22 protein-coding genes, 1 tRNA gene and 1 pseudogene are annotated in these 17,298 nt (G+C 36.5%); 18 read left to right on the forward strand and 6 right to left on the reverse strand.

Translation table 11 applies throughout. The features are described from left to right. Positions 1–110: 110 nt before the first annotated feature. From MKX39_RS21825 to MKX39_RS21840, 4 genes are all read left to right on the forward strand, one after another. Positions 111–860, forward strand: coding sequence for a metallophosphoesterase family protein (locus MKX39_RS21825; RefSeq protein ID WP_340765474.1), 750 nt, complete (start codon positions 111–113; stop codon positions 858–860). After that, on the forward strand, positions 860–1,834 hold the full coding sequence (locus MKX39_RS21830) for a DHH family phosphoesterase (protein WP_340771965.1): 975 nt from the start codon (positions 860–862) through the stop codon (positions 1,832–1,834). The genes MKX39_RS21825 and MKX39_RS21830 overlap by 1 nt, the downstream gene beginning before the upstream one ends. Before the next feature lie 319 nt (positions 1,835–2,153). After that, the gene (locus MKX39_RS21835) at positions 2,154–3,077 is read left to right on the forward strand and encodes a hypothetical protein (RefSeq protein WP_340771967.1); all 924 of its coding nucleotides are present in this window, start codon (positions 2,154–2,156) and stop codon (positions 3,075–3,077) included. Between the two features lie 51 nt (positions 3,078–3,128). After that, on the forward strand, positions 3,129–3,863 hold the full coding sequence (locus MKX39_RS21840; protein ID WP_340771969.1) for a serine/threonine protein kinase: 735 nt from the start codon (positions 3,129–3,131) through the stop codon (positions 3,861–3,863). 292 nt (positions 3,864–4,155) lie between these two features. On the opposite strand, the gene MKX39_RS21845 is transcribed toward MKX39_RS21840, so the two are convergent. After that, positions 4,156–4,521: a hypothetical protein gene (locus tag MKX39_RS21845; RefSeq protein WP_340771971.1), complete on the reverse strand. Its 366-nt coding sequence runs from the start codon at positions 4,519–4,521 to the stop codon at positions 4,156–4,158. Positions 4,522–4,650: 129 nt separating this feature from the next. Between MKX39_RS21845 and MKX39_RS21850 the strand changes: the two genes are divergently transcribed. After that, positions 4,651–6,612, forward strand: a complete 1,962-nt coding sequence (locus MKX39_RS21850) for a M28 family metallopeptidase (RefSeq protein ID WP_340771972.1) — start codon at positions 4,651–4,653, stop codon at positions 6,610–6,612. A 252-nt stretch (positions 6,613–6,864) separates the two neighbouring features. Here MKX39_RS21850 and MKX39_RS21855 read toward each other — a convergent pair whose 3' ends face one another. Both MKX39_RS21855 and MKX39_RS21860 read right to left on the reverse strand, forming a co-directional pair. Continuing rightward, positions 6,865–7,104 carry a hypothetical protein gene (locus MKX39_RS21855; RefSeq protein ID WP_340765485.1) on the reverse strand — a complete coding sequence of 80 codons (240 nt, stop codon included), beginning with the start codon at positions 7,102–7,104 and terminating at the stop codon, positions 6,865–6,867. Between the two features lie 17 nt (positions 7,105–7,121). After that, positions 7,122–7,691 (reverse strand): hypothetical protein, encoded by a 570-nt coding sequence (locus tag MKX39_RS21860; protein WP_340771974.1) that lies wholly within the window; start codon positions 7,689–7,691, stop codon positions 7,122–7,124. A 232-nt stretch (positions 7,692–7,923) separates the two neighbouring features. Here MKX39_RS21860 and MKX39_RS21865 point away from each other — a divergent pair, with 232 nt between their 5' ends. The 8 genes from MKX39_RS21865 (at position 7,924) to MKX39_RS21900 (ending at position 10,853) form a co-directional block, all read left to right on the forward strand. Then, positions 7,924–8,202 carry a DUF6440 family protein gene (locus MKX39_RS21865; protein ID WP_340765489.1) on the forward strand — a complete coding sequence of 93 codons (279 nt, stop codon included), beginning with the start codon at positions 7,924–7,926 and terminating at the stop codon, positions 8,200–8,202. Positions 8,203–8,206: 4 nt separating this feature from the next. Then, a complete protein-coding gene (locus MKX39_RS21870; protein ID WP_340765491.1) occupies positions 8,207–8,479 on the forward strand; it encodes a DUF6440 family protein in 273 nt (90 codons plus the stop codon). Positions 8,480–8,481: 2 nt separating this feature from the next. Further along, positions 8,482–8,739 carry a DUF7446 family protein gene (locus MKX39_RS21875; RefSeq protein WP_340765493.1) on the forward strand — a complete coding sequence of 86 codons (258 nt, stop codon included), beginning with the start codon at positions 8,482–8,484 and terminating at the stop codon, positions 8,737–8,739. A 2-nt stretch (positions 8,740–8,741) separates the two neighbouring features. Beyond that, the gene (locus MKX39_RS21880) at positions 8,742–9,152 is read left to right on the forward strand and encodes a hypothetical protein (RefSeq protein WP_340771976.1); all 411 of its coding nucleotides are present in this window, start codon (positions 8,742–8,744) and stop codon (positions 9,150–9,152) included. Positions 9,153–9,182: 30 nt separating this feature from the next. Beyond that, complete coding sequence (locus MKX39_RS21885; protein WP_340771979.1) at positions 9,183–9,425, forward strand: hypothetical protein; 243 nt, start codon at positions 9,183–9,185, stop codon at positions 9,423–9,425. A 97-nt stretch (positions 9,426–9,522) separates the two neighbouring features. Continuing rightward, positions 9,523–10,014 (forward strand): hypothetical protein, encoded by a 492-nt coding sequence (locus MKX39_RS21890; protein WP_340765497.1) that lies wholly within the window; start codon positions 9,523–9,525, stop codon positions 10,012–10,014. Between the two features lie 111 nt (positions 10,015–10,125). Then, positions 10,126–10,473 (forward strand): hypothetical protein, encoded by a 348-nt coding sequence (locus MKX39_RS21895; protein ID WP_340771981.1) that lies wholly within the window; start codon positions 10,126–10,128, stop codon positions 10,471–10,473. Then, positions 10,473–10,853: a hypothetical protein gene (locus MKX39_RS21900; RefSeq protein ID WP_340771984.1), complete on the forward strand. Its 381-nt coding sequence runs from the start codon at positions 10,473–10,475 to the stop codon at positions 10,851–10,853. Before MKX39_RS21895 ends, MKX39_RS21900 begins: the two co-directional genes overlap by 1 nt. A gap of 71 nt (positions 10,854–10,924) precedes the next feature. Here the strand turns inward: MKX39_RS21900 and MKX39_RS21905 are convergent, their stop codons facing one another. The 3 genes from MKX39_RS21905 to MKX39_RS21915 all read right to left on the reverse strand — a co-directional run bounded on the left by MKX39_RS21905 (position 10,925) and on the right by MKX39_RS21915 (position 14,397). Beyond that, positions 10,925–13,666, reverse strand: coding sequence for a hypothetical protein (locus MKX39_RS21905; protein WP_340765503.1), 2,742 nt, complete (start codon positions 13,664–13,666; stop codon positions 10,925–10,927). A gap of 226 nt (positions 13,667–13,892) precedes the next feature. Next, positions 13,893–14,099, reverse strand: a complete 207-nt coding sequence (locus MKX39_RS21910; protein WP_340765506.1) for a hypothetical protein — start codon at positions 14,097–14,099, stop codon at positions 13,893–13,895. A gap of 76 nt (positions 14,100–14,175) precedes the next feature. Further along, positions 14,176–14,397, reverse strand: coding sequence for a hypothetical protein (locus MKX39_RS21915; protein WP_340765508.1), 222 nt, complete (start codon positions 14,395–14,397; stop codon positions 14,176–14,178). A gap of 1,086 nt (positions 14,398–15,483) precedes the next feature. On the opposite strand from MKX39_RS21915, the gene MKX39_RS21920 reads away from it, so the two are divergent. The 5 genes and pseudogenes from MKX39_RS21920 to MKX39_RS21940 all read left to right on the forward strand — a co-directional run bounded on the left by MKX39_RS21920 (position 15,484) and on the right by MKX39_RS21940 (position 17,200). Then, positions 15,484–15,566: transfer RNA gene (locus MKX39_RS21920), tRNA-Leu, on the forward strand. 178 nt (positions 15,567–15,744) lie between these two features. Then, entirely contained in the window at positions 15,745–16,047 is a 303-nt protein-coding gene (locus tag MKX39_RS21925) for a hypothetical protein (RefSeq protein WP_340765509.1), read from the forward strand. A 74-nt stretch (positions 16,048–16,121) separates the two neighbouring features. Beyond that, a pseudogene (locus tag MKX39_RS21930) lies at positions 16,122–16,286 on the forward strand (DNA-directed RNA polymerase subunit alpha C-terminal domain-containing protein); the annotation flags it as partial. Between the two features lie 215 nt (positions 16,287–16,501). Beyond that, entirely contained in the window at positions 16,502–16,801 is a 300-nt protein-coding gene (locus MKX39_RS21935; RefSeq protein ID WP_340765510.1) for a hypothetical protein, read from the forward strand. A gap of 45 nt (positions 16,802–16,846) precedes the next feature. After that, complete coding sequence (locus MKX39_RS21940; RefSeq protein WP_340765511.1) at positions 16,847–17,200, forward strand: hypothetical protein; 354 nt, start codon at positions 16,847–16,849, stop codon at positions 17,198–17,200. The last annotated feature ends 98 nt before the right edge of the window (positions 17,201–17,298 follow it).

Raw genomic sequence — 17,298 nt, forward strand, 5'->3', positions numbered from 1 at the left:
CTCTTTTTGTTCGTCTTCCTTCGAATGATGATAGGTCCCTAATTTGCATAGGATAGATAGAACATATCAACTTGTAGACATGCAGTGTCAAATAGTTAGGAGGGAATGGTATGTATTTTGTAGTATCCGATCCTCATGGTTGTCTGCGAGAATTGAAAATCTTGCTGAGACAATGGGATCCAAAAAAAGAAACATTGATATTTCTAGGGGATGCGATTGATCGCGGAATTGATTCTCTAGGAGTTATACAATATCTTATGGAATTAGAGGAAAAATACGGGGAAAAAGTAATTGTAATGCGAGGGAATCATGATGCAGAATTTCTTGCATGGTTAGGCTCTGGAGAAATGGCAGGGATATTTTATAGTACATCACAGGAAGAAACGATTAAGAGTTTCTATGTGAACCGTGACATGACTCGAGATACAAGACAACAGCGTGCTGAATATATTTTGCGTAATTATCGCAAAGAAATACGCTTTATGAAATCGATGCGTCTGTTTTACGAGACAGAGCATGTACTGTTTGTACACGCTGGAATTGACTTCACCATACCTGATTGGCGTAAAGCAGGAGAAGGTACATTTCTATGGATACGCAATGCTTTCTTCGAGTCGGAAGGGACAATCGACAAACGAATTCTGTTTGGACATACACCAACCAAATACCTGAATGATGATCGCTCCAACAAAGTATGGGTAAATTACATGGGAGATAAGATAGGGATAGACGGCGGGTGCGTATTCGGGGGACAGCTGAATGGTATTGCTTTGAATGAAAAAGGCGACATACGGGCTGCCTATGCAGTTCCGTTTGGTAGTGAACAGGTCATCTATTATGCTAAGGGGGAAATTGAATAATGCTTAAATTACAAGAAAGTTTTATACAAGAGTTAATGAATGGCTTCAGTCGGGTTTATCACGTATCTCATAACGATTTGGACGGGGTATCACCAATAGTTTTAACGAAGCTAGCCTTTCCGAACATTCGCACTAAAGTGGTTGCTAACGGAGGTCCAGTGGACATAGCGACAAAAGAGTATATGGATGTTATGGGTAAAGAGGATTTGCTAGTGTTAACGGATTTATCTCCGAGTTTAGAAGTAGCTGGTCTGATTGAAGAGAAGATAGAGGAAGGGTATAAAATCATCCTGTTTGATCATCACAAATCAGCTATGCCCATTCAAAATCCTACCTGGACGGAGATTGTGGTAGAGCAAAACAGCATTCTAGCTTGTGGAACATCCTTATACGCAGATTTCCTAACTAGAAGCAATTGTCTTTCCGACTATTCGGAAGCTGCGGTTGAGACTTATGTGGAACTAGTCCGTTCCTGGGATACATGGGACTGGAGCAGAACTGGAAACCTTGAAGCTAAAAAACTAAATACGTTATTCTACCTGATTGGAATCAAGGAGTACATTGCGTTTGTAATGGAACGAGTGGAAACCGGGACGTGCTCATTTGGGAAGGAATACGAACAAGTATTAAAGTTAGAGGAAAAGAAGATTGAGCTAGAAATGAGCAAACGGGAGAAAATTACTAGGGAATTTGAGATTGACGGAGAAATGGTTGGAATTGTACATTGTGAGAATTACCATTCGGAAGTTGGTCATTATATTCTAGACAAGCGAGCTCATTTAGATTACGTTGTGTTAATCAACTTGGAGAAACGCACCATATCCTTACGTTCGTCAGATGGAGGACGAGATGTGCAGACGATTGCAAAAACTTATGGTGGCGGTGGGCATCCCAATGCGTCGGGATGTGGATTTAAAGAAGAAACCATTGAAAAATACGTGAGTCCTTACCTGAATAGGATTCTAGCAGCTTAAGAGAAGGGGGAAACCCTTCTTTTTTTTATGTTAAGGGGAGCTCCCAAAAAACGCGTTGAGGAGAATTTAATTCAATCAGATGTAGGTACATGTCATCTGCCTTTACCCTGAAAAGCCTTTTTATTCTGTTAATTTTAAATGTTCAGTAAATTATATTTGACGCCGTGTAGAAACTTGTCGAAATCATATGTAAAATATATTTTACTAAAAAGCAAAAATAATTGACAATCTAAATTCTTTGTCGAATAATCATGTAAAAAATAATTGACAAAATGGGTATCTGTGGTTATAATTAAGGTAAGAAAGTAGGGGTTATAAGATGAAAAAAATAGGTTTAATGTTGTTATCTGCAAGTCTTATTCTTTCACTTAATGTAGGGGATGTGTCAGCCGCAACGATAACAAAGGCAGAGCAGTCACTAGTATCAGCGGAGAAATCAGCAAAGGCATTAAGATGGCAGGTTTCTTATGAGTTGAATAAAGAATTAGCAAAACCAAATATGAAAGTATTTAACGACACTAAGAAATTTAATGCAACTGCCAAAGCTGAAATAAACAAAGTTAAAGACAAGGCTCTAAAAAGCAAACTCGAAAACAGACGCAAAAACGTAGACGTCATCCAAAATCAAGCGTTAACGTTTATTGATGCTCATACAGCAAGTGTAAAGGTGAACAACTTACAATTGTCGCTTGCCGCTGAACAACAGAAAGGACTAGCTACTTCAGGCACTCAAAAAGCTCACAAAGCATTAGAGAAAGAGTTAAAGAAGTTAGAGATAATTGTCAACCGCACATATGGACAATCGACTCGCAAAGCGTTTTTCTCGAAACATCGAGACCCAGCGAAAAAAGTCCTCGCGATTTCAACAAAGGAAGTGGTAACAAAGGATTCTATTGACGAATTACAGATTCGCATTGCTAAAAAAATGAATGATACTGATGTAGATGAAATGAGTAAACAGGTATTAGACCGTTTGGCTTTAGTTGGAAACGATACTGCTTATCAAACATTGCATGTGAACTACTTAATTGTGGTGGCAGAGAGCAACACATATAAACGAGTAAATGCAGAGGTACTTGAATCAATACAAAACGAGTATAGCGGTAATGAAATTCTGTTGTTAGCAAGTTATAACGATGTGGCATATGTGCTTATAGCTGAGAAGCCTCACGTTTTAGTGAAGAAAAATGGCGTATGGGTAATAGAAAGTACATTTTCAGCGAATACAACTGCAAATGCTTAAGATAAGAGACGGGAAACCGTCTTTTTCTAATAAATTAAAAGGGGATATTTTATGTCAAATTATGAAGAAATCTACAATGAGGAAAAACGGGAACAATTAATTCTTTGGGAGCAGATGACAAACAACCTGTTTCCAATAAAGGTAAATGAAACGGTAAGGATTACAGATTCTAGCCAAATCATTCAAATATTGAATACGATAGGGAAAAGTAAGGCACTTAATCATACGTTTGTTCCTTCTGGTGGAGGCTCGGATCTCTCAAGTGCTCTTTATTCTAATGAATCCGGTTTGATTGAATTAACCTTTGGGACATCAAGAGAAATATTAAATTTGGAGTCACTTACTTTTCATCCGATTGGCGAAAATCCAGAGTGGTGGTATTTCAGATTGAATGCATTACCATTCCATGACAGTGGCGTCTATGAAACTCAAGAAAAAGAAAAGGATAAGCCGTTTAACTCACTAACAGAAATAGAAAGAAATATGAAATATTCCGGTGAGGATGTGCTGGAAGTAGCACCTGGAGTATATAAAGATTACTCTTTTTATGAGAGAGGTTATATAGGACATAATATAAATGGTGATGAAATACCTCTTCCTAAACATGCCAGTGTGGTAACAAGAAGAACTAACGGTGGGGATTTTGTTATTTTTGCTAAGTACTCAAAATACAATCAATCTTCTGGTACTTACGCTGGCCAACACAGCTGGGTTTCCGGTGAGCAGTTTGAGAAACTTATAAAAGAAATAGTGGAGGAACTGTCTAGTAGAAGCCTTAGTGAGTAGGCTTTAATTAATTTGTATATTATGAACTTCAAAAGGGATGCTTTACTTCAATAGGGGTAAAGCATTTTTCTATAGTATTTTTTAGACTCAATGGGATATTTTCTTGCATAACATCCTATAGAATGCAATTAAATACATTCCTATAATTAAGGAATACGCTTAATTAAGACAACCAAAAAAGAGCGACTATTTAAGTCACTCTCCTTTGTCTTTGGGAAAGATATCATATTCCAATTACGATTACAAATACTATAATGCCAATCTTACTACATGAAACTAGAGAAATTAAGTATTAATAGTAATAATGTGCAGTTCCAGCACTAACTCTGTTTTGAGTTTTATAACCGCAAGCACAATATCTTTCTGAAACAGTGTATTTATTGTAAATCTTACAGTTTGTGAATGTTACACCACTAATTACATGGCTGTGAGTGGAAGAATATACTTCGTCAGTATATGTCTGTCCTGATTGCATTTGATGATTACCATTACTCCAGTAGTCGCAAGGAATTACCATTGGGCTCACAACATCTTCATAGGAAGTATCCTTTGTTAGAGTTTCAAGAGGTGCTCCTTCATTGCTTTGAGCAAAACCAATAGTTGGAACGAGTAGTAAAAATACAGCCATTAAAACGGTTAAGAATAATTTTCTCTTCATTTCTATTCCCCTTTTCTAATGTAAATTTATTGAATAATTTCCATTGACTAACATCTCTCCCAGATTTATAATACTAATAATTTGAATATTTGTAAATATAAAAATATAAAAACTTTTAGGAGGAACGAAATGTTAAAGAAATTAGTTGTGTTCTTATTGCTTTTAATATTTATAAGCGGATGCGAAGAAGAGGTGTCAGTTGATGAATATAAAGAAATGAAGGAGGGAATGGAATATTTAACCTCAGAAAAGATGGACGGGAGACTTACTGGTACAGAAGGAAATGATCTAACCGTAAAATACTTAGAGGGCAAATTCAAAGAAATCGATTTGGCCATGATGAATAGCAGTAGCTATTTAATGAGCTATCCACATAAATTTTATAATCCAGAAAAAATAATTTTTAGAATGATTGCGAATACAGTTGAGGGAGAGACGATTGAATTTAAAAGAGGAATAGATTACTTAGAAAGGTCAGGATTTTCAGAGTACAAAGAAGAACTTCCTTATACTTTTGACTTAAATGATCCAGAATTAGAAAACTCTTTTATTGTCTTGAAAGACAGTAAAGACTTTCAAAAAGTATTTGGGAAAGCAAAGGGCGTATTAATTGTTGAAGAATTAGGAAGAACATTATTGGTAGACAATCTGAAGTTCCCAATTGTCCAGATAACGGATGATACATATAAAAAACTCAAAAAATCAAAAAAAGCAACTTTAGAAATAGAAAGTATTGCTAAAGAAGAGAGCATCGAGGCATTTAACGTAGTTGGTAAGATACCAGGGAAAAATCAAAAGGAAGCTGTAGTTTTATCTGCTCATTTTGATCATGTTGGTTCATTAGGAGAAACAATCTATAGAGGTGCAATAGACAATGCATCTGGGACGGTTTTATTACTGGATATAGCCAAGAAGTTAAAACTAAGCGATAAAGAATTTGAGAAGGATATTATTTTTGTAGCCTTTAATGGAGAAGAATCCGGTCTTCAAGGAAGTTACTTTTTTACAGAGTTTATAAAAGAGGAATATGAGCATGTATACAATATTAATATTGATTCCATTTATGATGGCCCATTAGAAATCTTGACTGGAGATGAAGAACCATTAAAAGATTTAATTAATGACTTCAGTAAGCATCTGAAGGATAATGATTTAACATCAATTACGAATGCTACAGGTTCAGCAACTAGTGATCATTCTTCTTTTCTATATAATCATATGAATTCTCTTAGTATTATTAGTCAGGATGTATTAAGTAAAATTCATATACCAGAGGATACAATCGAAGAAATTAATTTTCCATACTTAGTTAAAGTTAGAGATACCATAACTAAATTTATTATTGATTTTGATAATAAAATGTATAAACATGAGCATGAAGATACGCATGAACATGAAGAAGGCGACGGGCATAATCATGAACCGAATAGTGAAGAAGGAATGGAAACAAGAATAGCGACCGAAGAAGAAAAAGAAAAGTTGCAATTTGATGAATACGAAATATTTGAATATGAAAACAATAATCTATTTCTAGATCATCAGCATTATCTATTTGATGATTTAGGAGCTTTTAAGAAATATTATCCTAATTTCATTTATAAAGAGAGACTGAAGGATTATAGTTTGAAGAAAATTGAAGTATTTAATACTTTTAAAGAGGAAATAGACAAGGGTAGTTTGGAAGTTAATAAAGTATATAAGAGAACCATAAGTCCATCTGATTTAGACACTATATCGTTCAAATATTATACGGACAATACGGAAAATCAACTATTGCAAATCAATATTGAAAAAAAGGAATATGAACAGTTAGATGGAACTATAGTAAAGGAAGAAATAATGAATAATACTAAGTATTATTTAGCTTATGATGAAAGTGAGAAACATTTATTTAACTTTGCTTTTACAGAAAATATCAATGGTCAAGCATATACAATGTCAATTAATAAAGGGGAAGAGATAACTTCAGAAATTGAAGGACAGACTGCTACGGGGGTAAAAACAAGCTTAACTGAAGCTGATGTAGAAAAAATTATCGAAGATTTTGAGTTGAAAGAAATTCTATCCAGTACAGCTAGTTCTATGAATTAGTAAATATTTCAATGATATAGGCACTACCTTCCTTTAAAAGATAAGCGTGGAACAATCCGTCTATCAATTGTTTGGAATATTTATATGTATCGACGAAACTCGTAAAAAGCATTATTTGTTCAAACTATTGCAAATAATTTAAAAATATTTTACAATAAAGAAGCGAGGTATCGCGTCGACAAACCAAATCCTAGAAACACACTCCACTATTTATAGTAGAGTGTGTTTTTCTTTTAAAAAGACGGCAACTATTTAAAGACCGCTTTTTTTAATCTTTTTCTTTATTAAGTCAATCTTCTTACGCTCTTCCTCTGCATACTGGATAGCCTTTTCTAAACGTTTCTTTGCTGTTTCTACGAGCAACTGATTTTCACCATCATCTGATTGCTCTAGGTGTTGGTGGTATTGTGATACGCAGAACTCTACCTCTTCTTCCAATTTGCGAAGACCTTGCTGCATTTTCCATATTTCTAAATAAATGATTTCTCCCATCCTAATCTCTCCCTTTATCATGCTGCAAACAGATCCATACACTCGGATACCAAGTCTAGTTCGCTCTTATTTTTGAAGCTGACAGTTTCGACAAGTCCATAAAAGCCCGTTTTAGCTTTTTTAATGTTCGGGTCCAGGACCAAATCATCATTCTGCATATTGTTCAGAACCGAACGAGTAGCAACGCCCAGAATGACAATTTCCTCTCCTTCTCGCACAGCAATGATCTCTGGCCCGAAGTTGTTTCGATATATGATTGGGAACTTCCCATGTTCGACTGTTTTTACGCCAATCGCATATCCGATATCTTTTAAATCTGATTTTCGGTAGTTTTCTGTCGCTCCGGCAGTTAGGTCAACGAAAGACATACCTAAAAGTTTTTCTACTGCTAATTCCCCAAAAAGCCCAGTTTCATAGCGTTTACGGAGTTTCCCACCATCTAATTGATATTCTTTTTCTTCTTTCTTACGTTCGATAATAGCACCGATATATGCATCCACTTTGCTTCTCATCTCATCATCGATTTTGATGCGTGGTCGATTGGATTTAGCTAGAGCTTCCGTATAGACATCTTTAAAATTTTTCATGTTGTTGCCTCCGTCATCGTTTTTGCATTATATGGAATCCCAGTAGGAGTATTCCTTATAAGCAAACGAACGTTGACTAACAACTATTTATTGACGACAAATATAATATGACGTATACTATAGTATATAAAAAGATTTTGAGTATCGTAGAAAAAACTAACCTTGTCTATATCTAACGGAGAATAAACGCAAATATTAAATGTAAAAAAACAGAAAGAAAAGGAGAAGTTTAATGAAAAAGGTATTTCTAGTTAGTTCAATAATTTTCCTATTAAGCGGATGTAATGAAGAGCAACGTGTTATAGAAGTAAATAACTACGAAGTGCGATTTGCTGGTTTGGAAGGTACGGTTCGAATAGTGAAAGATAATGAAACAGGCTGCAAATATATTCGAGAATCAACCGGTAATGGTTATGGCTCGACAGTTGCTTTAACTGTATTAATGAAGGCTGACGGAACAGCTGACTGCGAGGATTTAACGAATAGTAAAAAAGAAAAAGAGGTTGAATAACAACATGGGTAAAATAGTGCTGAGTTTACTTTTGATAATTTCTCTTCTTGGTGGTTGTGCTAATCAATCAGGCGGTGCTGCTACCATAAAGCTGAAAGATAACGGAGAAAACAGGTTTGATGTGTTAGGTGAACGCCTGAAAATCACCACGGATAAATTGACTGGATGTCAATATATCATTTACGCAGGAACATCTGGGCAAAGCGGGATAACCCCACTTATGCTACCTAATGGTGAACAGGTCTGTGGCGTAATAGATGAAAATGAGGAGGAGTAAGTATGCCGATCAAATGGGAAAATTACAAAATAGCTTCTACAGCTTTGGGGAATCAGATTGTTATTGGCAAGGTAAATAAAAAGCAGGAAGTGAAAGGATTAACTTTTTTTGTTGATAAGAGTGAAGACCGCACAAAAGAATGTTTGTTAGCAGTAATGCAACATATGAATGGTTCGCTTGAAGAAGGACAAACAGAATGTTCTTACTCCAGTACTCTCGGGAAACTTACTTGGGAGCCAATACAAAAGGGAGATGCGTAGACATGAAGAAAAGAATGATGAGCTTAGGACTCCTTCTTCTATTTTCCCTCTCATTTATATCGGGTTGTAATTCAGAAGAGAAGTTGAAAGAAAAAGAGGCAAAAGAAGAAGCGAAACAAAAGGAAGAAGCCGTATTAGTGGACGAGATTCGTTTTGATAAAGATTATAACGTTTATATCGAAACAGTCGAAGGAACAATGGTTGCTCGAAGACTTCATACAGATTTTATTCGAGTAAAAAATACGGAAACAACAGTTTACTCTAAGTGGAAAGTAATGATGAATGGGGACAAAGTGTTTGCAACTGTCTTCCTGAGCGAAAAAGACATGAAAACAGTTAGCAAAAAGTATGCGGAGACGTATAAAGAAACGCTTAAAATTGAGGAAGAGTTAAGTGTCTCTCAAGACAACTGAGAAAGGTTTGATTAATAGATGAAGAAATTCATGATTAGAAATAAACGCCACAGGTATGGGTCATTTGAACAAAAGTTAGAAATAGGGAAAACGTACTGGATGGGGTGGAGAGGTTGTTCCTATAGCCAGACCTTTGTGTTTTGTAGTGGTAAAACAATTGTTTTGCTTGATAGTGATGGGAATAAGGATGTCTGTACAAAGCGTTGGCTCAAGAAGATAACGAGTAATGAGGCAGAGTTTCTTCACTTCTTAGTAGAGATTGAACCAGACTAATGCTCTAGGGGATCACTACGAGGAAGAAGATGGAGTACAACGTACTATGCAAAGGGAAATAGAATCCGAGGAAAAAATTATAGGAGGACAACTAGTCATGAAAAAAATAATGTTGCTAATATCCTTTATATTATTACTGTCTGGATGCACACAACCAACAGTCGAAACGAAGCAAGCTGTAGCTACGAATTGTGAAAAGGGAGAAATAATCTTAGACAATGATGAAGACCCAGATTGGGAAATTGACTTAGACGGAGATTGTGAAGGAGATATTGAATTTGAAGGCAACGAGTCTAAGACGAAAAAAAAACCTATCGCAGTAGATCCTTCAAACAAAGTAAAACAATCAGCTAAAAAGAATACGAATCAGTCTAAAACTTCAACTACTACCAATAAACAAGTTGATACAAAAAAACAACAAGCAACAAGCAAATCTAAACAAGTGAATCTAGAAAAGAGCGTAAAAGTAAGCACACCAAAAAAAATCAATAAAGAAAAGCATACATCAACATCAGTCAAAGAAAAACCGAAGCATGTAAAGCCAACGAAAAAAACAACAAAGTCAACAACGAAACAAAGCAATAAATGAGTAAAAGCTATTCGTGATAAGCGAATAATCTATTTGGGTATATCGGTTACAGGTGTTGGAATGAAACGTTTTGCGGTAGTCAAATAGAAGTAAGGTAAAGGAGAGGGCAGAATGGCGTGGTACTTCCTAAGTCTGCTAGCAGGATTTGGTTTTTCCTTCTGTATTATGTATCAAAATGGAATGCTCCATGATAATAAAAGACCATTGACTGAAATAGAAGGAGTGGCGATGATCTTAAACGTAAGTAAAGTGACAGAGACGTATATGATTTTATTGTTACCACCTACATCCAGAACAAGAGAGTATTTGAATGTGCGTTTTGAAATAAACTACCGTCAATATAATGAAAAAATTTCGGTGGAATCTGCTCCTGCTTTTATAGAAGGTGGAGCGGCTATGGTCGTACACGATGGCGAAAAATGGAGATTAAAGAATATTACTGAGAAAGAGGTTGCTTAATGGTCGAACAACAAGTACTTTTTAAACGAGATCGAGAAAAACCAAAAGAACTGGAGTCTGAATTAGTATTCAATCTAATGGATCGAGACGGAGAGACATTTGAAGTAGCATTGCCGTTTAGTTGTGGAGAGGATTTGCAAAACTATATGAAGGCATTTATTCTCAAAAAGTGGGATGAATTGTTTGAAGAAAGGATTATAAAAAAAGGCATATCGGATGGCGAGATTGAAGGAATTAGAGTTTCGGGGAAAAATGATAAGGGACGCTTTGCTATATATCTAGAAAACGGATATCAAAACGCCAGTTTCATAGTGAATAATGAAGTTCTTAGTGATGAAAATGCTGAAAAGCTTTCTCAAATCAAGGCAATTCTTCGCTAAACGGCCCTTGTTAATAAGCTCAATTAGAAAAACCTCACCGTTAATGGATGAGGTTTTTTTGGTTGTTATGATTATAAATCCATAATCATGATTTGCAAGTCATCGAATTTAGTGAAATCTAATTTCGCTTGTTGTAGAGATGACAGTTTACTTACGTCTTTTTCAATAGCGTCTAGTTTTTCTTGTATACTAGATAATGTTTCCTCATTAACTTCTAAAGGTAGTTCATCGATCATCTTTTGTACAGAAGTGAACAGCATTGCCGAACGAAGTTCTGAGATTTGTTTTTCAAGTGCACCTAATTTTGTTTGGGTCACTTTATCTTTTTCATGTTCTGACAATTTGTTAAGTTCTGCTTTTGCCTCCCCTAATTTCATTTCTGCTTCGGGAAAAGTTTCTTCGGTTACTAGCATCGGTAATGCATCAATTAACCCTTGAGCTAGAGCAATCCTCTCTAGAGAGGGAGCTTGCTCAGGGGTAGTTTCTAATTCTGGATCTGGTGCTGGATTTGGTTCCAGTTCAGGTTTTACATCCGGAACTGGAACTGGAGCTTCTGTTCCTGCAATCGTCTTGGAAGACTTATCAACTGAGAATTCTAATTTGTCTCTGTTTTGCATACCTTCCACTGCAATGATGTTAAATGGTGAAGACTTATGTGAGAACCCTTCCTCTAGATAAACAAAATCAACTATTTTGACTATCTCACTTGATTTTCCATCTTTTTCTTCCTTGATGGAGATTGTTGCTTGTTTGCCTTGGCCATCCTTGAGAGTTACCGTTCCAGCAGAACCGTCTTCAAAAGCGTGTCCGAATCCCTTGTCGTTATTTAGGAAAGTAAAGTGCAGGCTATCCCCGATAGACAATCCATCTAAATTAGGATCATTCAACTTAATAGATTCAGCAGCAAATGCACCAACTAATAGTTTAACTTCTGCTTTTCCTACCGAGTTTTTTCCATTTTCCCCGTCTGTGCCAGGTAAATATTGATAAGCGGTAAATGTGTTAACCTTGTTACCCTCTAAATTGGTTGATGTTGACCAATGGCCGTTTTTATCTACCGTCACAGAAGCGAGGAATGAACCATTACGATAAAGACGAATCATATTGCCGGGCTCTCCAGTCCCTTCTAATTTAAACTGAGATACATCTAGTGTCACGCTATCAGAAGAAGGATTTGTAAATGTTAATTCTGCTGATACAGTTCCATCTGTCTGCAATGTCCAGCTAGATACATTTTTGGTATTTGCTTCATAGATAACAGATAATTTATCTCCTTTGGATATCGATTTCTCAAATGTTTCTTGGTTCACTTCTGAACCACGAATAAAGAATAAGTCATTTGAATCCCAAGACCATTTCACATCATCTGCGAACACATAGTCACGTGCGGTATCTAAATGGAAGTCTGGAATAACTATATCTTTCTTCGCATTTTTATACTGAGCTTGCATGAAATGAGTCATTGGGCCATATTCTGTCACTCCGTCACCATCTAGTGTTTTAAATTCCGGAACGACATGTGTAGCGGAACGAGTTGTTTCATCTGTTGTTTTCGCTGCAGCATACGTAAATACAACTGAGCCCTGTTGGTTCGCAAATCCTTTCCAAGTTGAAGAAGGGGACTTCACCGCTTCGCCATTAACAGAAGAAATCACTGCTGTCGATTTGCCTTTCTTGTCTTTCGTTAAATTGATTGACACTTCGCCTACATACGGCGTTCCATCTTTATTCTTGAAGGTTGCCGTTAGGGAATTGGAATCTGTAGATTCTAAGAAAGTTACGCCAGATTTGTTAAATGAAATAGTAGCCTTCTGTTCCCCTTTAGGAGTAACGAATTTGTAGGTAGTCTTATTCCATGTCAAAGCGTACTCATAGTTGGACTTTTGGTTCTCTGTTTTAATCACAATGCTTTTCTTATCTACTGATAATTTAGCAGATTTAACATCTAAGTCTTTTATCTTGAATGCATCAGCTGTGATAGCGGGTAAGTCTTTGCCTTCGAATGGCTTATTCAATGACAGTGTTAAAGTATCCTTGCCATCTGCTTTGAGTTCGCTAATCATGATCGGTAGGGATGCATATACATCTTCGAATAACTTTTGCACTTCTTTTTGGAAAGTGAACTTAACACCCTTCAAAGTCATGATGTATTGTGCTTTTTCAATTTCTTTTGCTGCTAATGAATACTCTTTCTTTTTGATATGACCTGCAGCTTTATCTGCATACATTTTTAGCGTGACGTCATACTTCACAGAATCTACGGTCTTTTCTAATTGAGGCTTCACTGCATTTCGAATGCCATCTCTTGTTGTTTGTCCATACACCCGATCTAGTAAAACACTTTGTTTGCGGAACTCAGCGGTAGCTTTATGGTAACTAGTTTCAACATCTGCTAATTTTCCAGAAGCAATGGCTGTGTTTAAATTTTTTGTAAGTTCCATAATTTTCTCGCTAGATGTAATTGCATCGATATAGTTCTGTGCTCGCGTTACTTGAATTTTCGGATCTACAAGTTTCGATTGGGCACTTAACTTTTCAGAATTAGACAACTTGGTCATTGCCTTCTCTGCAACTTCAATCGCTTTCTTTGCTGTGTTGTATTCATCATAAGGTCTCGTTTTGAAATCAGCCGAACCTTCAACTGAAATAGCCCATTTCAATACTGTACTTGCATTGTTCGCATTTTTTAAAAGTGTATCCATATTTGAAGCTGCATCTGCTTGTAGTGGTGTAGGTGCAACTGCAACAAATGCGGATGCTGCGATAGCAGTAGAAATTCCAATTTTTAATGCTTTTTTCTTTTGTTTCATCATAATGTTAAATCTCCCTTTGATTTTTATTGGCTCCAATGCGTTTCTAAAAGAAATCCATAGAAATCCTGGTAGCTCTCTAATATAGTAGAAAGCATTCTTATTTATTCCGTTTGGAAAGCTTTACAAGTTCGAATAAGCCAAGGGAGAGAAAGGGGATCGAGAAAAATCTACTAAAAAAATGAAAAAAAAAGCCTGCCGATAATGGGCGGGCTTTTCTTGTTTCCTATTAGATAGGATTATTGTCGTTTTCGTCTTCATCATCGTCATCGTTACGTTCTTCTATAAAAGCAAGAACACCACAAATACCAGATACCATACCGAACGCACCATTTAGGTGTTCCAGTAATTCTTTCATCTGTTTGATGTCAAAAATAAACACCCCAACATAAAATACAACAAAACTAATTAATACAGTATAAAGCAAGCCTTTCATTTTGCATTCCTCCTTCCGAATTCAGAACAAAGGGAGGTTGCGTTCGTTGCCCATAGAGAGGACAAGATTGTCTTCCTCAATCAGATGGGTGAGTGTGTTTTCCTTTTTTTATTGCTTTCTCCATGCGGTAAATTTCAATCATCATAACTATTACCATCATAATGATTAATATCACACCATTTTCTACATCGTTGCTATCGAATGCTAACTCTATTCCTATCATCAGTCCTCTTAGTAGAATAATTAAGACAAATACATGCCCTAAGATTTTGGACTTTATCCATTTTGGTTTATTCATAGCGTTTCCTCCTATTGCGTTATCCTTTTTACACAAACTCACGGTTCACCAGATATTTTTGTTCTGCTATATAGTAGTAATAAACGGATTGAATTATTCCATGTGCAGAATAACGGTAGGTATCTTGTTGCCTACTAAAATTCAGATGTTGACAAGCTCCATTTTAGTATTCGACAAAAAACGAGGAATCAATAGGATTTTATTTGTATATGATGAATCATAGAAAAGATGACGCGTGGCAAATAAGCAGCGATCATTGCCCAACTCAGCGGATGCGTCCAAAAAGCATGGGAAATGTGGGGACAACTTGCGAGTGGTCCCACACTTTACTCTCGACATCTGTTCGACAATCTCTCGACTTTTGTTCGACATCTGATCGTTAAACTCAGGGTTTGCATTATCTCTCCGACTTATGTTCGACATTCGTTCGACTACTAACCGGAATAATAAGTTGCCAAAACCATACAATAAGGCAAGATGATCCTCGTTGGATCAAGTAGAACATGTGGCGGAAATACTGGTGTCGCAACCGGTAACGCACGCGTGACACGCAGGGATGTAAACAGTCGTCTGTAATGGCGGAACAAACCTTATATAGTGACAGTGAGTCACGAGTCGTGTGTGGCGGTGCCAAGCCATAGAGAAGTCAAAAGCGGTCCGAGACAATGCCGAGATACGGGATGATGTAGAGTGGTTAATACGTAATTCCACGCCCGAACGTTTAAATCGGTTGGCAGTTGAAGTGTGGCAACACACGTATAAATGAAGTCGGATGCAAACCTGCATAATTCTGCCATCAAACAGAATGAGATATTTCTAGGGAGGAAATCCCAGAAAAAATACAAATCTACCATGCGATGCGGGTTTTGAGGGTAAGCAGTCCCTCCTGAGATAGATCCAGACATTGTGGAGAAAGAGGTAGCTCCTCTTCGAGAGCAATGGATGCTCAGTGGCTGAAAGTGATGCTTTATGGGGAGGTTCGAAGTGGAATCTTCGCATGTATACTTGATCGAGCGAGGAAGAGAGATGCCTTTTTCGAATTGGTAATCTTCGCTTTCTCTTCGTTCTAAATCATTTTAGAACAAAGCGGATGTGGTGGAACGGTAGACACGCTGGCCCGAGGAGCCAGTGCTGTAAAAGGCGTGAGGGTTCGACTCCCTCTGTCCGCATATAATCTGTAGTAAAGCTCACATTAATTTGTGGGCTTTTTTAATTGAATTTATATAAAAGTGTAAAGCTTTATTCGACAATGTTTTGTTGACTACAGTATACATTGGTGTTATATTGTTTACAAGAAACGAAACAGCAGGACCGAATAAAGGTCCATGACAAAGAGGAGTGTTCCCCATGTATTTTATTACTGGAATGAATATGTTAATTAAAGAACAAACGAATATGAATGAGTTAAAACAATTAGATTCTCATAGCTTTGGTTATTACTCAGATAAAGACGAAGCGTTCGAATCTGTCAAAAATAACTGGGGAAATATTCAAGAATCTATGTATCCATATGTGGTAATTGAATCCGTTGAAGAAGGGGTTTTCCCACATACAGAAACGATACAGTGGTTTGCCTACAACCCAGAAGAAAAAGGTTTTACGGAAACAGAAGTAGTGGAAACGAAATTCTGCAGCTTTGCATTAGGGTGATCCAACTTGTCTTGTATACAGATAAAAACATATAAAGAATAGGAGATTTTATAATGAAAAACCTTGGGACTACAGTGACGTTAGAGGATTTGCGATTTTCAGTTCGCACATACAATTGTTTGAAACGAGCAGGAATAAATACGCTGAAAGAAATCGAGAACTTATCGGAAGATGACATGATGCGTATTCGGAACCTTGGAAGAAAATCGGTAGAAGAAATTAGGGTTAAATTAGCGGAACAGGTTTCTACGAGTGAAGATATTATGCTAGAAAGAAACGAATCCATTTTAGTTTTAGAAGTTCTACAAGATGCCATAAAGAGAGGTAGCGTGGTTAATTTGACTAAGATACAAGAATTTATCCAGCAAAATACGAATGCATTGGGAGATTGGACATTTGAATCTGTGGAAATTGTACTGAAGAAATCGTAATTTTTCATGGGAGGTGTTGTCTTGTGAAGAAGCTTGTAATTTTATTCTTTCTAGTCTTATTAATCTCTGGCTGTGGATATACAGGGGAATATAAAGAATATATCAATGATACTAAAATAGAAGAATTAATAAAGGAACGGGAAAAAGATAGTCAGTTTAAGATAATCGGTCAAGTAAAAATACCTTCTTCTTTCGGACATATCTATTCAGATCTTTTGGAAGACACGGTTACTAAATGTCAATATCTTTCTAAGGTATCTGAAAATGCTTTTCTAACGCCTTACTATGATATTAACGGAGAAGTAAAAGGGTGTGGGAGTTAATATTTTTAGTTTCCAAGATGAACTATAAAAAAAGGAGAATATTCAATGAGTAAAACAATCAATATTATTGGAAGAATGAGAGAGGTAACAGAAAAAGAAGAAAGAGAGGAGCTCCGCTCTGTACGAATAGCGAATATGGCTATGGCAACTCGCTTTATTGTTATCTTTAATGACTTACTGATCGGAAACGAACCCTTTTTCCGACATTTAGCTAGTCAATCGGTTCGTGACATTGTTGGCAATCAGTTAGACCAAAAACCCAAGGTCACAACACTGTTAACCGATATCAGTCAAACGGTGGATCCAAGAACACAAGCTTTAGCAATTCTGGCCAAGTCTATCCTGGACAGCGATGAAGCTTATCGATTATTTGCAACACATATTAAAAAGGCCTCTTAGTTGGTCTTTTTTTTATGCTCGAATGATAAGGACTGCTCCTGCGTATTATATATAGATGAAAATCAAATAGGAGAAGCGATTGCTTCTGTGAAGAGGTG

Origin of the sequence: Psychrobacillus sp. FSL K6-1464, assembly GCF_038003145.1 — a bacterium.
GTDB lineage: Bacteria > Bacillota > Bacilli > Bacillales_A > Planococcaceae > Psychrobacillus > Psychrobacillus psychrotolerans.

Bases quoted from the DNA above. Each gene is read 5' to 3' on its own strand.
- MKX39_RS21855 (WP_340765485.1), bottom strand. From the start codon at position 7,104: ATGGGAGAAATCATTTATTTAGAAATATGGAAAATGCAGCAAGGTCTT.
- MKX39_RS21850 (WP_340771972.1), top strand. From the start codon at position 4,651: ATGTTAAAGAAATTAGTTGTGTTCTTATTGCTTTTAATATTTATAAGC.
- MKX39_RS21915 (WP_340765508.1), bottom strand. From the start codon at position 14,397: ATGAATAAACCAAAATGGATAAAGTCCAAAATCTTAGGGCATGTATTT.
- MKX39_RS21865 (WP_340765489.1), top strand. From the start codon at position 7,924: ATGAAAAAGGTATTTCTAGTTAGTTCAATAATTTTCCTATTAAGCGGA.
- MKX39_RS21890 (WP_340765497.1), top strand. From the start codon at position 9,523: ATGAAAAAAATAATGTTGCTAATATCCTTTATATTATTACTGTCTGGA.
- MKX39_RS21910 (WP_340765506.1), bottom strand. From the start codon at position 14,099: ATGAAAGGCTTGCTTTATACTGTATTAATTAGTTTTGTTGTATTTTAT.
- MKX39_RS21880 (WP_340771976.1), top strand. From the start codon at position 8,742: ATGAAGAAAAGAATGATGAGCTTAGGACTCCTTCTTCTATTTTCCCTC.
- MKX39_RS21875 (WP_340765493.1), top strand. From the start codon at position 8,482: ATGCCGATCAAATGGGAAAATTACAAAATAGCTTCTACAGCTTTGGGG.
- MKX39_RS21900 (WP_340771984.1), top strand. From the start codon at position 10,473: ATGGTCGAACAACAAGTACTTTTTAAACGAGATCGAGAAAAACCAAAA.
- MKX39_RS21940 (WP_340765511.1), top strand. From the start codon at position 16,847: ATGAGTAAAACAATCAATATTATTGGAAGAATGAGAGAGGTAACAGAA.
- MKX39_RS21905 (WP_340765503.1), bottom strand. From the start codon at position 13,666: ATGATGAAACAAAAGAAAAAAGCATTAAAAATTGGAATTTCTACTGCT.
- MKX39_RS21925 (WP_340765509.1), top strand. From the start codon at position 15,745: ATGTATTTTATTACTGGAATGAATATGTTAATTAAAGAACAAACGAAT.
- MKX39_RS21870 (WP_340765491.1), top strand. From the start codon at position 8,207: ATGGGTAAAATAGTGCTGAGTTTACTTTTGATAATTTCTCTTCTTGGT.
- MKX39_RS21825 (WP_340765474.1), top strand. From the start codon at position 111: ATGTATTTTGTAGTATCCGATCCTCATGGTTGTCTGCGAGAATTGAAA.
- MKX39_RS21885 (WP_340771979.1), top strand. From the start codon at position 9,183: ATGATTAGAAATAAACGCCACAGGTATGGGTCATTTGAACAAAAGTTA.
- MKX39_RS21840 (WP_340771969.1), top strand. From the start codon at position 3,129: ATGTCAAATTATGAAGAAATCTACAATGAGGAAAAACGGGAACAATTA.
- MKX39_RS21860 (WP_340771974.1), bottom strand. From the start codon at position 7,691: ATGAAAAATTTTAAAGATGTCTATACGGAAGCTCTAGCTAAATCCAAT.
- MKX39_RS21845 (WP_340771971.1), bottom strand. From the start codon at position 4,521: ATGAAGAGAAAATTATTCTTAACCGTTTTAATGGCTGTATTTTTACTA.
- MKX39_RS21835 (WP_340771967.1), top strand. From the start codon at position 2,154: ATGAAAAAAATAGGTTTAATGTTGTTATCTGCAAGTCTTATTCTTTCA.
- MKX39_RS21895 (WP_340771981.1), top strand. From the start codon at position 10,126: ATGGCGTGGTACTTCCTAAGTCTGCTAGCAGGATTTGGTTTTTCCTTC.
- MKX39_RS21830 (WP_340771965.1), top strand. From the start codon at position 860: ATGCTTAAATTACAAGAAAGTTTTATACAAGAGTTAATGAATGGCTTC.